Source organism: Leptolyngbya sp. AS-A5, assembly GCF_039962495.1.
Classification (GTDB): domain Bacteria; phylum Cyanobacteriota; class Cyanobacteriia; order Leptolyngbyales; family Leptolyngbyaceae; genus Leptolyngbya.
Genome location: NZ_JAMPLL010000002.1, coordinates 114243 through 128416 on the forward strand (window position 1 = coordinate 114243; position 14174 = coordinate 128416).

Genomic DNA, 14174 nt, shown 5'->3' on the forward strand with positions numbered 1-14174 from the left:
TGACTCCGTTTAAGGTTGGGCTGCAATGGTAAAACAGAACGTTGAACCTTTTCCAGTCTGAGACTCTACCCATATTGTTCCACCATGCCGCTCAATAATTTTTTTACAAACTGCAAGTCCGATGCCTGTCCCTGGATATTCAGTGCGGTTGTGCAATCGCTGGAAAATCACAAAAATTCGCTCGGCGTACTGCGCTTCAATGCCGATGCCATTGTCCTGAACCCGAAACAGCCATTCTTCCGATCGCAACTCGGCTGAAATCCGAATAATCGGAACCTCAGCACAACGAAACTTCAACGCATTGCTGATTAAATTCTGAAAGAGCTGAATCATCTGAGTTCGATCTGCCATCACTTCAGGCAGAGGATCACAAATCAGGGTTGCTTGATTGTCTTCGATCGCAAGTTTCAGATTGGCGATCGCTTGCTCGACACTTTCGTTGCAGTCCACTAGCTCAAACGGCTTACCACGGGTTTGCACTCGTGAATATGCGAGCAAATCATTAATCAGCGTCTTCATGCGGGCCGCACCATCGACCGCATAGCTAATAAAGTCGTTAGCGCTTTCGTCTAATTGGTCTTTATAGCGCCGCTCCAACAATTGCAGATAGCTGGTGATCATTCTTAGCGGTTCTTGTAAGTCGTGAGAGGCAATGTAAGCGAATTGCTGCAAATCTGCGTTCGATCGCGCTAGTTCCTGCGAGTTGCGGGTTTCTTGCTCTAGAAGCTGTGCTTGATTCAACGCAATTCCGACTTGATCGGCAAGTTGCTGAAGCAATTCAGTTTCAAACTCTGTCCAGGTTCGCGGCGATCGACAGTGATGAGCAATCAGCAATCCCCAGAGTTCTGACTTAATCAAAATGGGCACAACTAACTTGGCTCGAACCTGGAACTGTTGCACAAATTCGATTAGGCATCCTGCCACTTTCTCCTGCTGATTCTTCACGTCCGAGATTTTGGCAATTCTGCCCTGGCGATATCGCTCCCGGTGGGTGAGTGGAAACACTTCTTCAGGAAACTTTCGTCCCAGTACGGGTGTCCAACCGGGTAAAACAGCTTCAGCCACTCCGCTGCCCGTTCCATCTGCCCACAAGCGATAGATTAAAACGCGATCGGTTTGCAAAAGTTCCTGCACCTCAGCGACTGCCGTTTGCATCACCTCATCAACATTGAGCGATTGGCGCACCTTTAGCGTGACATCCGCAAAAAGCTGCGATCGTTGATACAGACGATCGAGTTCTTGTTGTTTGCGATGGTGATCGCTGATGTCTTGAAAATACACTGAAATTCCATCTTTGGCTGGATAAGCATGAACCGCCATCCAGGCGTTCAAAGGAGCATAGAAGGCTTCAAACTTAACCGCAACTTGCTCAGTCCGAACCCGATGGTATTGCTGATAAAACTCGGCCCCCACAGCTTCAGGAAATTCGTCCCAGATGTTCTTGCCGATTAAGTCTTCTCGTTTTCTTTGCAACGTCAATTCTGCTTGACTATTGACATACGTGAAGTGCCAGTTTTGATCCAACGCAAAAAAGCTATCGGTAATGCTTTCGAGAATATTGTTGGCGCGGTTGCGTTGGGTTTCAGCTTCGGCTCTAGCGGCTTGTTCCTGTGTCATTCGCTCCCTGAGCTGGCGCGCCAGTTGCTGAAGCCGGAGGTGTGTTTGCACACGGGCAAGAACTTCTTCTTGCTGAAAGGGTTTTGTAATGTAATCGACAGCGCCCAAGCTGAAACCTTTCACTTTATCGGTCGTTTCAGTCAGGGCTGACATAAAGATGACTGGAATTTCTGCGGTTGTGTGATTTGCTTTTAGCTGGCGGCAGGTTTCAAAGCCATCCATCTCAGGCATGAGAATATCTAGCAAAATCAGATCGGGTCGCGCGTAGTTTGCAATAGAGATTGCGCTTTCTCCATCTTCTGCAACTAAGATTCGGAAGTTTGCATTGTTCAAAGACTCAAACAAAACTTCCAAATTGGTCAAAGTATCATCGACCACTAAAATTACGCCTGGCTCAGACATACTGCCTCGCTGATCAATCATTTATCAGAATGAGTTGATGAACTCTAAAATTTGTTTTCTCTTAAAGGATTTTGCCAGCTGGCGGAGATGAGTCGTAAACGCTGTAAACTCCGGCCTTTGCTGCTCTAATTGCTCAGAGCGCTGTACGATCGCTTTTAAGTCGCCCATCATCGCGAGATTTTGTAGCATTGACAGTTCTGCGGCAGGTGGCGCAACCAATTCGGATTGCAAGCTCGGTTGAGGAGATGCTTCTTGAATCCAGTCTAGCTTGAGATGAGCTGATAGCTGCTCTAATAGCTCTATCTCACGAATCGGTTTCGATAAAAAGCCGTCACAGCCTACCTCTCGGCTTCTTTGTTGATCCATTGCAAACACACTAGCTGAAGTCGCAATAATCACGGTTTCATGCAGATTTTCAGACAGGCGAAGTTGGCGAGTCGTCTCAAACCCATCCATCCTAGGCATGACTAAATCAAGCAAGATCGCATCGGGGTGAAACTGTTGTGCTTTTTCTAGGGCATCTTGTCCGTCGATCGCTTCAATCACCTCAAATCCCAAGGGCTTCAGTAGATTGACTAAAACCTCGCGATTTTCTGCTTTGTCGTCTACCACAAGAATGGTTCGATCGCCCTTAAATCCACGAATCCGAGATTGTTCGATCGTGCCAGGTAAGTAACACACCTCCACTAAATCTAAATCAAACCAAAAGACGCTGCCTTCTCCGGGTGTGCTGCGGACATGAATCTCACTGCCCATCAACCGGATTAAATCCCGACTGATTGCAAGTCCAAGCCCCGTCCCTTCGGTTTGATGACGACGTTCACCCACCTGTTTAAACGGTTGAAAAATCTCCTGTAGCTGGTCTGGAGACATTCCGACTCCCGTATCTTCAACTTGAAATCGCACCTTTGTTGCCGCTTCAGCAGTCGGTTCAAATGCAGAAACATAGCCGACCTTAAAGGTGACGTGACCGCGATCGGTAAACTTCACCGCGTTGCCTAATAGGTTGATCAGAACTTGTCTTAGTCGTTTTTCATCGGCTCGAATCAATCTCGGTAGCGGAGACTGAGTTTCATCGCGAAACGTAATTCCTTTTTGAGTGGCCCGGATGCCACAGATGGCAACAACTCCCTCTAACAGTTCAGATAAATAGAAATCGTTGCAGTGAAGCTCCATTTTTCGAGCTTCGATCCGCGACAAATCCAATACATCGTTGATCAACGTCAATAGATGTTCACCGCAGCGATGAATAATGCGAATTCCATTCTTTTGGGACTCTGTGAAGGTTGCATCTTTGTTGAGAATCTGAGCAAAGCCGAGAATGCCATTTAATGGAGTGCGGAGTTCGTGGCTCATGTTGGCAAGAAATTCGCTCTTTGCCTGGTTTGCTGCTGCCGCCGCTCTTTCTGCTCGTTGGCGCTCACTCATTTCTTGCTGTAGATGAATGTTTTTAAACTGAAGTTCTCTAGTGCGCTGAATGACTTTGCCTTCGAGGGTGCGCTTTGCTTCTTCTAAATCTGCATAGAGTCGGGCATTTTCGATCGCAATCGCTGCTTGCGCCGCCAGCAATTGCAGCACTTCAAGCCGCTCTGGGGTAAATGCCGCGATCGTGAGATTGTTCTCTAGATATAGAACGCCTGTGAGCTTTCCTTGATGCAGAATTGGCGCACATAGAACGGATTTGGGTTGATGCTCCACAACATAGCCATCTCTTGTAAATGCGCCCTGCACGGCAGCTTGATCGAGGACGATCGATTCACCAGTTCTCGCAACATAATTCACGATTGCAGCTGAATAAAGCTGCATTCCTTGCGATGCTGCGACTTGGAGCGATCCCGTCTTTTCGAGCAAGAGCAATCCAGATTCTGCCCCTGCATTCTCGATTACAAGCTGCATCAACTTCGTAAGCAAGCGATCGAGCACAATTTCACTCGAAAGCACCTGCGCTGCTTTCATCACGGTTGCCAAGTCTAACGTTTGATTCGGTTCAGAAGAGCGGGTGAAAAGCGTTGGGTACTGTTGTTCGAGCTGTCTGACTTTGGCGATCGCCCCCCAGCGCTGATATCCCTCATAAGCATCCCTTAGATAGGCTTGAGCAATTTTGTCTTTGTGAAGTGAGAAGTAGAATTCTGCGGCGCGTTCGTTGGCGATCGCGGCTTCGTGCAGATAGCCGTGTGTAATTGCACCAGAAATCGCTTGATCGTATCGCTCGATCGCTTCACTGCGATTTCCCAGGCATCTTGATCGCTCTGCTTCAACCAAATCGTACTTATGCTGAAAGTTCATCGGTGCGGCAGTTGCCCAAATCTTTAGCTTGGCTTGATTGCAGTTGACTTTCTCTAAATCAGGCTGAGCGATCGTCATCTGCACCAGAGAATCATAGAAATAAAACACAGGCACAACCAAAAATGCTTGCACTCCGTCTAGATAAGCTTCAGCCTGAGTTGCATATTCTAGAGCTTGCCGATGGCAGTTCAACAAGTAACAGAGCAGCAGCTTATTGAAATATAAATAATGCAGTCCGGTGCGATCGTTTGCTGCTTGTAGGAGCGGTAAAAACTCTTCTTCGTTGTACGCTTCACCGAGCAATCGACAAGAATGCGGTATCGATTGCAGCAGATTCAGTACACTCTGTTCAAAGATACGATTCCAGCTTGAGGCGTTTTCCTGCTTGAGTTGCGTGAGTGCAGCGCTCACGGTTGCCAGTTCGGGGGCGAGCTGAGGCAGTTCTTCTCCGCTCAAATAAGCATATTGTCCTCGTTGCATCGCAGCATAACCACTATATTCTAAGTGTCCTTGTTCGACTCCACTGTGGTAGGTGTAAAGCAATAGCGGCAAGATGTCTCTGACATGGACTTTTCCGTGCATTGTACAGGCTCCAGCCACGAACCGAGTTTGAGCTTGCGGAGCTAAAGTGCCAAAGCGATCGAGCAATCTGAGCGCCAACTGTCCAAACTGGTAAGCCGACTCTGGATCATGAACAATGCCACTCAGAATGACCCCGTAACACACATAGCTATAAGCTGAAGACGAAGAATTTCCATATTGCAGCGATAAATTGACTTGCTCACAAATCACCAGTGGAAACAGCATCGGTGCGGATTGATAAGTCGGAGAACCTAAACTGGCGAGCATTTGGATGGTCATTAACTGCTCTGGATCGCTCATTAACGGCAGATCGATGAGAGCTTCGATGTTTTTTCCAGCTAAGTTCGCGGCTGTGTTAGCGATCGTCTGTTGCACCTGTGCCGCAGTCGGTGAAATCGGGAATTCCACGCCTAATTGCGCCAAAGCTTGTAAGCCAATTTCCACGGCTTCAAGCTGCTTCATCTGCGCCATCCGCGCTTGAATTTTGATCTCATAGACTTTCATTTTGTCGGTCGCGCTGTTTGCCTGCTGCAAAACGATCGCCGCCCATTGCTCCATCTGTTCAAAGTCGCCTTGTAGATAAGCAACTTCGATCGCAGTTTCATACAGCTTCAGCGTGAAGTCATAGCGCTGAAGCCAACATTCTTCACTCAGTAAACTAATTCCAATCTTGAGATAACGCAGCGCAGATTCGTAGGCGATCGCAACTTTTGCTTTTTCACCTGCAATTAAATTTAGTTCTGCTAACTCATCCCGTTCTGCTTTTGAAGTCAGCAAGGCTCGACCCACATTGAGATGATTCACCAGTGAGAAAATCATTTCTTGGCGATCATCGGGAGATGTGTTTTGCAGTAGCAATCGACCGATTTTTAGATGCGTTGCTTCGCGTTCTGGTTCTGGAATCAGAGAATAAGCAGCTTGCTGCACCCGATCGTGCAAAAACTTATAGCCAATCTCTTTCTGAACTGTATCGAGTCGATCGAAGACCAGTGGAGTTTTGTAAGACTCAGACAGGGGCAACACGAATCCCGCTTGCAGGGCTTCCCACAAATCTTGGGCGGTTTCCGGGATCGATCGCTGATAGATAATGGATAGAACATTGAGATTGAACGTACTTCCAATACAAGCCGCTAACTTTAAAACCGATTGAGTGGTCTGTGAGAGTTTTTGCACTCGGCTGACCATCAACTCCACCACGTTCTCAGTCATATCAATGTCTTGAAGCTGATCGGGGTTCCATTCCCAGCAGCGCTGCTGAAAGTCAAATCTCAGGCGATCGTCTTGATGCAGCGATTTTAGCAATTGCGTCACAAAGAATGGATTCCCCTGCGTTTTACGCCATACCAGATCCGCTAACGGCTCAGCTAGATTTAATCCAGTGTGCAAAGTTTCAGCGATAAGTTGAGTAACCTGTTTTGGATTCAAGGGTTGCAGCACAATCTGATTGATCGTCGCTCCCGCTTGTCGAATCTGCTCTAAGGTCTGAATCAGAGGATGAGACAGACTGACTTCATTGTCTCGATAAGCTCCAATCAGCAGTAGTCCTTGATGCTCTGACGTATTAATGATTCGTTCAATCAGCTTCAGTGAGGATAAATCCGCCCACTGCAAATCATCCAGGAACACCACTAAAGGATGCTGTGGCTGACTAAAGACCTGAATAAATTGCTGAAAAACGCGATGAAATCGATTCTGGGATTGAACGGCATCGAGTGAAGGAGCAGGAGGCTGTTTTCCAATAATTCGCTCTACATCAGGAAACACATCAATGATGACTTGACCATTCACCCCGATCGCACTCATCAATCGCGATCGCCAGTCCGTTATCTCTCGATCGCTCTCAGTCAGAAGCTGCCGAATTAATTCCTGAAACGCCTGAATCAATGCAGCATAAGGAATACTACGCTTGAACTGATCAAACTTACCCGAAATAAAGTATCCCCTGCCGCGTGATGCGATCGACCGATGCACTTCGTTGACTAATGAAGATTTACCAACCCCAGAATAACCACCGACTAACAGCAGTTCGGTGTGACCCTTTGAAGCACCAACGCGATCGAATGCCGCCAACAATGCCTGAACTTCTAATTCCCGTCCATAAAGCTTTTGTGGAATTGAAAATTGACTGAATAAATCCAGTTCTCCAATTTTGAATTCAGCAATTTTGCCGACGGTTGAGAGCGATCGCCAACAGGTTTCTAAATCCGCTTGTAGCCCAAGCGCGCTCTGATATCGCTCTTCTGCGGTTTTCGCTAAAAGCTTCATCACAATGTCTGATACCACTGCAGGAATATCAGCATTGAGGCTCGATGGAGAAACCGGATTTTTGGCGATGTGGCAATGAATGAGTTCTAGAGGATCAGTCGTTTCATGGGGCAACTGTCCGGTGAGCATTTGATAAAAGGTGACACCTAAGCTGTAGAAATCCGATCGATAGTCAATCGATCGATTCATTCTTCCGGTTTGCTCTGGTGCAATGTAGCTTAAATTGCCCTCAATGAGGGAAATTGTACGATCGGTTTTCTCCTCTTTTGAAAGACAAGAAGCAACACTAAAGTCAAAAATCTGAACTTCAAGCGAGTCAGGCTTGATCAGAATATTGTGGGGATTGAGATCTTTGTGAATAATTTTGTTCTGATGAAGCTGCACCAAGATAGCTGCAAGTTGAATCGCAAGCCGCAAAAAATGCTCTAAAGCTAAAGGCTGTTGTGCCAGAAAGGTATCAAGGGACTGTCCTTGAAGGTCGGGTAAAACGATCGCACATCCGCCGCGGTAATTTTCTAAAGCAAGGGGTTGAATCACTCCGGGAATGTTCAAGCCCTGAAGAATCTTATATTCGTGTTTTAAGCGAGTCAGCTCTTCAACTTTCGGATGGTCTGTCTTTGAAACTTTAAGTGCCACTTGATCGGAGTTTTGCGCGATAGCAGCACGATAGAGAATGGTGTAGGTGCCTTGATGCAGGACTTCTAGTAGCTTACAGTCCTCAATGTCCATAATGTTCTTTCAGTGCTGTTTTAACACTCTAAAACAGATGAAAGATAAATATTCTTAAATTGTACTTAAATTAATTTTGCGACATCTAGAAAATTTGTAATGTATCAAAGCGGTAATGTCAGCACAAATTCTGTCCCTTTGTTTTTCTCAGTCTTCATCTGAATCGTTCCACGATGGTTGTCTACGATGATTTTTTGCACGATCGCTAAGCCTAATCCTGTGCCTTTACCGACTGCTTTTGTGGTGAATCGCTGGTGAAATATTTTCTCTTTAATCGTCTCTGGAATTCCAACGCCATTATCCGCGATCGAAACTTTTACCTGATCTTGCTCGATTGCCGTGCGAATAATAATCTGATTCGGATTAGCTTGAATCTGACTGTAGCTGCGTTCTCGATTCGATTCTTCAAGCGCATCGATCGCATTCGCCAGCAGATTCATAAACACCTGATTCAGTTGTCCCGGAAAACATTGAAGCATCGGCAGTTGACCGTACTCTGTAACCACCTGAATCTCTGGTCGCCGCGCATTTGCCTTGAGCCGATGCCGCAAAATTAAAAGGGTACTATCAATGCCTTCGTGCAGGTTAAACTGCTGCTTTTGATCGGTATCCGCGCGGGAAAACGTGCGAAGACTTCTACTAATTGCGGTAATGCGATCGCCGCTGTCTTGTAGCGTTCTAATCAGCTTTGGTAAATCCTCGCGCAGATAGTCTAGATCTTCCAGTGCCGCTTCGATTTCTGCTCCAGGCTCAGGAAATTTTTTGCAGTAGAGATCAATAACCTCAAACAATTCTGTGACTGAATTGTGAATCGCATTCACATTGCCAACAATACACGCGATCGGATTATTGATTTCGTGCGCCACTCCTGCAACCAAATTACCCAGGGCTGACATTTTTTCGTTTTGAATCAGTTGTAGCTGTGAGGCTTCGAGCGCTTCGGCTTTTTGGGCGACTTGCTCGGCTAAGTTCTGAGTCAGGCAATGCAACTGTAAATGAGTTCTAACTCGTGCTAAGACTTCTCTTTCGTGAAATGGTTTAGTGATGAAGTCTACGGCTCCAAGATCAAAAGATTTAACTTTGCTATCTGTATCAGCAAGCGCAGTCATGAAAATGATCGGAATGTCGTGAGTCCGAGAATTCGCCTTAATCCGACGGCAGGTTTCAAAGCCATCAATTCCTGGCATCATCACATCGAGCAAGATTAAGTCAGGTAAGCGGCGTTCTAGCTGCTGAAGGGCACGATCGCCGCTAGTGGCGATCGCGATATCAAATCCGGCATCGCTCAGTGCCTCTGAAATCACTTCTAAATTCGTCGGTGTATCATCAACAATCAAAATTAAACCTGTGAGGTCAGACATAGGATGATTATGGGAGAGATGATGGGAGATATTGCTGTATAAATGCTTCAATTTGCTCGCTCTGAAACTGTTTTGCAAGCTGGATCACCTGTTGCACAAAGGGCTGATAACGATCGTCTTGCTGCTGCAATTGTTCTGCGAGCCGAATGAGTTTTTTCAATCGTCCTTCTTGCGCGAGTTCTAGCCAGACTTGTAAATCAGCCGTAGGTGGGGCAAGTCGTTCGGTTAGTGAGGTTAGCGATTTTGGCTGAGATGCTTCGGATGTCCAGGTGAGATTGAGATGCTTTTCGAGCAAGCTTAATAATTCCTGAACTTGCACAGGCTTTGCGAGAAAGTCATCGCCGCCTGCCTCAAAGCTGCTTTGCTGCTCTGAGGGGGCAACGGAAGCAGAGGAAACAATCACCGTCAGCGATTTGAGTCGATCGTTCTGCCGAATCTGTTGCAACAGCGTAAAGCCATCCATCACGGGCATAGCTAAATCCGTGATGATCAAATCAGGAACGGCTTGAGAAAGTTGCGCTAAGCCTGCTTGCCCATGTTCCGCTTCTGTCACCACAAATCCCAGAGGTTCTAATAAATGCAGCAGAACCGCACGATTTTCCCAGCGATCGTCGATCACCAGAATGTGTCGTCTTGCGCCCTCATAGCCAATAATATTGCCTGCTGTAGCGGTTTGCTGTTGACTCCAGTCCAGAGCAATCGGAACTTTCACCTCGAAATAAAAATCGCTCCCCACGCCTAGCTGGCTTTTGACGCGAATCTGTCCCCCCATAAGTTGCACAATCTGCTGACTGAGCGCGAGTCCAAGACCCGTTCCTTCGGTTTTGCGTTGTTGTTCCCCGACTTGCTCAAAGGCTTGAAAGAGCCGATTGATATGCTCTGGTGCAATCCCCACTCCGGTATCTGCAACAACGAATCGGAGTTGAACCGTTTGATCAGGTGCCGCTGCAATCTGACAGACGCTGAGAGTAACGCGACCTCGATCGGTGAACTTGATCGCATTTCCTACAAGATTGAGCAAAACTTGACGCAAGCGCTTTTCATCGACAGCAATTCCTACAGGCAGGTCAGGATCTGGCTCAAAATGAAACTGAATCGCTTTTTGCTCGGCTCGAACGCGACAAATTTCAACAATGCCCTGCAAAAAAGCGGGAAAGTGAATCGCTTGGGGGGACAGCTCTAGTTTGCGGGCTTCAATTTTAGATAGATCGAGGATGTCGTTGATTAACATCAGAAGATGAGAGCCGCACTGGTGAATGACGTTAATTCCATGGCGTTCTTTTTCAGGCAGTGCTCTCGATCGTCCTAAAATTTGCGCGTAACCGAGAATTCCGTTTAACGGCGTTCGCAGTTCGTGGCTCATATTGGCAAGAAATTCGCTTTTGGCTTGGTTTGCCTCGTCTGCCAGTTCTTTCGCCTGCTGAAGTTCGATCGTCCGTTCTGCTACGCGATCTTCGAGTTGGGTAAACGACATTTTAAGTTGTGCCGCCATTTGATTGAACGATCGCCCCAGAGCTTGAAGTTCGCTAATGCTTTTGATTTTGACGGTGCGATCGAGGTTTCCAGCCGCAATGGCTTCACTCGCGGCTTGCAGTTCTAGAATCGGGCGCGTAATCCAACGAGCCGTAAGAATACCGAGAACTGTGGTAATTGCCAAAGCGCCCAAACATAGTAGAACGGTGCTGCGAGTATTGGCGTTGATCTGCCCCATGAAATGGGATTCCGGCAGAGTCACCACGACAATCCAGTCCAAACCCCACTCATCGCGCCAGGGAGACACCTGCACAAACTGCCGTTCTCCTTGAAAGTCAAATTCTAGCTGCTGACTGGTTTGTAAGTTGCGAAGGCGATCGCCTAGATGTTGAGCGGTCGATCGGATTAACAGATCTGAACTTTCTGAGCCGCGTAATCGTCGGGGCTTGCCGTCTGTCACTGAGAAAACAGGCGATTGACCAGAGTTTGCTACCAGTAATCCATTACGCTCTAGGACAAAGATTTGACTGGCCTGACTGACGCGAATCTGATTGAGAAAGTCACCAATTTGCGAGAGGCGCTGTTCTACACCCAGGCTCCCCACAAACTTTCCTTGCTGGTCGTAAATTGGCCGACTTGTGGCGATCGCTAACGGATAGTTATTGGTTTCCCATTGATAGATTTCGCTCCAGCCCAGTTTTCCTGTAGTTGCACTCTTGGCGTACCATCCTTCTTTTTGAAATTGGTAATCCTTGACCGTCTCAAATCGTGCGATCGGCTTGCTTTGAGCGTCAGTTGAATAGTTATGTAAGTCAAGATTCCCGTACTTCTTTGGTAAGACAACGCTGATATCTGGATTCCCGTTCTTGGGAATTGTGGCTTCGCGATAGTACCCGGACGCAACAAAATCACCCGAAGGAGCACCGTACAGAATGTAGCCGACGTTGTAGGTTTTGACTTGTTTGGCAAAGAAGCGGGCGAGACGATCGGGATCTTGCAGATTCAGCAGTTCGAGATCAATTTGTTCACCGTTAATTTGAGTGAGATAGCGTGTCTTCGAGGCATAACCATCAAGGTGCTGATTCGTCTGAACGCTCACTTTTTCCAGCATTTGCAGAGCTAATTCATGAACTGCTTTTTGTCCATTCGCTAACGAGACGTGTCCGGTCAGCCCTACTGCCGCAAAAATTTGTAGAACAAATGGCAGGATTAGCACTGTTCGTAGAGGAATGCGATGGTGGTTAGCTCGGAGAGACATGACAAGAAGTGGCTGGCAATGACGAAGATCACTCTTATCATTCCCCACTGGAGGAATTAGGCGACAGCAAAGCACGATCGCTGGAGACTCAGAGGATTGTTTCTACGAACTATCTGATAGCTAAAGAAGCTACGACCAATTTTTCGTGCGATCAACTGCTTTTTGCCATTGCCTGAAGTCTACGTGAATGGCGGATGATTGGGGTTCAAACACGCGATCGATCACTCGTTGCTGAACTAATTGATCATAACTTTGCCAAAATCCTGCTGCCAGTCCTGCCGCAAATGCAACACCTAGAACGGTTGTATCTCGGATTGCAGGACGCTCGATCGCAATGCCCAATAAGTCCGCTTGAAGCTGCATCAGAAAGTTATTCTCACAAGCGCCGCCGTCCACCGATAACTTTTGCAGGAGGAGCGGGCTATGGGTTGTAATTTCGTCTACGACTTCTTTGACTTGAAATGCGATCGCTTCGAGTACCGCCCGAACTAAATGTTCTCGCCGCACTCCACCTGTAATCCCCAAAAATGCTCCCCGCGCACTCATATCCCAGTGCGGTGTCCCAAGTCCACTCAAGGCAGGCACAAAGTACACTCCGCCACTATCTGAAACCTGCTCGGCGATCGCTTCTGTTTCCTGAGCGGTCGCAATCAATCCCAAGCCATCTCGCAGCCACTGAATGCAAGCGCCACTGGTGAACATACTACCTTCAAGCGCATAGCCAATTTGATGGTTTTGTGTCCAAGCGATCGTCGAAATCAATTGCTGATCCGATCGCACAATTTCAGATCCCGTATGAGCCACCAGAAAGCTTCCGGTTCCGTAGGTGCATTTCATCAAACCGGGTCGATCGCAGCCTTGCCCAAACAATGCCGCTTGTTGATCTCCCAAAATTGCTGTAATCGGAATCTCAACACCGAGCAGATTTGTAATCCCAAATGTTCCTAAGCTGGGCTGAATTGAGGGAAGAATCTGTGCGGGAATGCCAAACAACTCCAGCAATCGATCATCCCATTCCAGCGTTTTTAAGTTCATTAATAAAGTGCGACTGGCGTTACTGTGATCGGTCGCGTGAACTTTACCGCCTGTGAGCTTCCACAAAATCCAAGTATCGATCGTTCCCGCCAGCACAGTGCTTAAATCAATTCCCTGCACCTGATCGAGTAACCATCTCAGCTTGGTTGCAGAAAAGTAAGCATCAATTACTAAGCCAGTACGATCGTAGATTTCCGCCGCCAATCCTTGAGTGCGCAGTTGATTACAAAATTCAGCCGTCCGCCGATCTTGCCAAACAATCGCCCGATGTAGAGGTTTCCCAGTGTTCTTGTCCCAGAGTAAACAAGTTTCGCGCTGAACGGTTAGCCCGATCGCAGCAATCTCAGACGGTTCGATTTGTGCCGCTTGGAGCGCGGATTGAATCACTGATTGAGTTGCATTCCAAATCTCTTCGGCATCATGCTCTAGCCATCCTGGTTGCGGATAGTATTGCGTCAGTTCTAGATAGGCCTGTCCAGCAATGTTGCCAGAATGGTCAAATAAAAAGGCGCGATTGCCCGTCGTGCCCAGATCAAGTGCCAGAATGTATCGTGTGGTCATACATCGCGGTGAGGTCGTCTAACTCAGACAATAGCGCTCCTTGAAGCGGGTCGATCGTGACATTTTGTAGATATTGACTGAGAGCGATCGACCCACCGAACCCTAAATGATGCCGCGAATTTCTTCAACTATGCCATCGCGCAGCAGCACTTCAACATTCATCTTCTCAATCAAATTATCACCCGGCTCAATCCGAAACACGCTGCCGATTTGTCCCTGCTGCACTTCTTGATCAAGTTCCAACATTTGGATTTGCTGAAGCTGCTGTAGACTTTGATTTTTTTGCTCTAGCAACTCGCTTTTGCGCTGATTAAACTGCATCCGAATGTTTTCGCTCTGCTGCAACGCCTCCGGACTACCCGGCTGGAGCGTCTGCCGTTGAACTTCAGTCAGTACCTGCTGCATCTGCAAATCAAGCTGCTGCAACTGGCTATCAATCTGGTTCAACTGCGCCTGTAGAGTTTGCTGCGCTTCGTCTTTCCAGCGAGGAGTAACCACCGCTTTTATATTGACATTACGCTGCAACAACAGATGAGACTTAGAGATTTCCATACGGTGACTCAGAAATTGATCAAAAATTGAACGATGGGAATCGGGAGCTAGGT

At 47.4% G+C, this 14174-nt stretch carries 6 protein-coding genes; all 6 read right to left on the reverse strand.

The features are described from left to right. Positions 1–9: 9 nt before the first annotated feature. Positions 10–2040 carry a response regulator gene (locus NC980_RS03025; RefSeq protein WP_190379651.1) on the reverse strand — a complete coding sequence of 677 codons (2031 nt, stop codon included), beginning with the start codon at positions 2038–2040 and terminating at the stop codon, positions 10–12. A gap of 3 nt (positions 2041–2043) precedes the next feature. Then, positions 2044–7881 carry a hybrid sensor histidine kinase/response regulator gene (locus tag NC980_RS03030; RefSeq protein ID WP_190379652.1) on the reverse strand — a complete coding sequence of 1946 codons (5838 nt, stop codon included), beginning with the start codon at positions 7879–7881 and terminating at the stop codon, positions 2044–2046. Positions 7882–7985: 104 nt separating this feature from the next. Further along, entirely contained in the window at positions 7986–9242 is a 1257-nt protein-coding gene (locus NC980_RS03035) for a response regulator (RefSeq protein ID WP_190379653.1), read from the reverse strand. 7 nt (positions 9243–9249) lie between these two features. Further along, positions 9250–11973: a hybrid sensor histidine kinase/response regulator gene (locus tag NC980_RS03040; protein WP_190379654.1), complete on the reverse strand. Its 2724-nt coding sequence runs from the start codon at positions 11971–11973 to the stop codon at positions 9250–9252. Between the two features lie 129 nt (positions 11974–12102). Next, entirely contained in the window at positions 12103–13569 is a 1467-nt protein-coding gene (glpK, locus tag NC980_RS03045; RefSeq protein ID WP_190379655.1) for a glycerol kinase GlpK, read from the reverse strand. Positions 13570–13671: 102 nt separating this feature from the next. Beyond that, positions 13672–14121 (reverse strand): YlqD family protein, encoded by a 450-nt coding sequence (locus NC980_RS03050; RefSeq protein WP_190379656.1) that lies wholly within the window; start codon positions 14119–14121, stop codon positions 13672–13674. Between the last annotated feature and the right edge of the window lie 53 nt (positions 14122–14174).

What these genes read in the sequence shown, in the direction of transcription:
- NC980_RS03025 (WP_190379651.1), bottom strand. Translation starts at nt 2,040, where the DNA reads ATGATTGATCAGCGAGGCAGTATGTCTGAGCCAGGCGTAATTTTAGTG.
- NC980_RS03030 (WP_190379652.1), bottom strand. Translation starts at nt 7,881, where the DNA reads ATGGACATTGAGGACTGTAAGCTACTAGAAGTCCTGCATCAAGGCACC.
- NC980_RS03035 (WP_190379653.1), bottom strand. Translation starts at nt 9,242, where the DNA reads ATGTCTGACCTCACAGGTTTAATTTTGATTGTTGATGATACACCGACG.
- NC980_RS03040 (WP_190379654.1), bottom strand. Translation starts at nt 11,973, where the DNA reads ATGTCTCTCCGAGCTAACCACCATCGCATTCCTCTACGAACAGTGCTA.
- glpK (WP_190379655.1), bottom strand. Translation starts at nt 13,569, where the DNA reads ATGACCACACGATACATTCTGGCACTTGATCTGGGCACGACGGGCAAT.
- NC980_RS03050 (WP_190379656.1), bottom strand. Translation starts at nt 14,121, where the DNA reads ATGGAAATCTCTAAGTCTCATCTGTTGTTGCAGCGTAATGTCAATATA.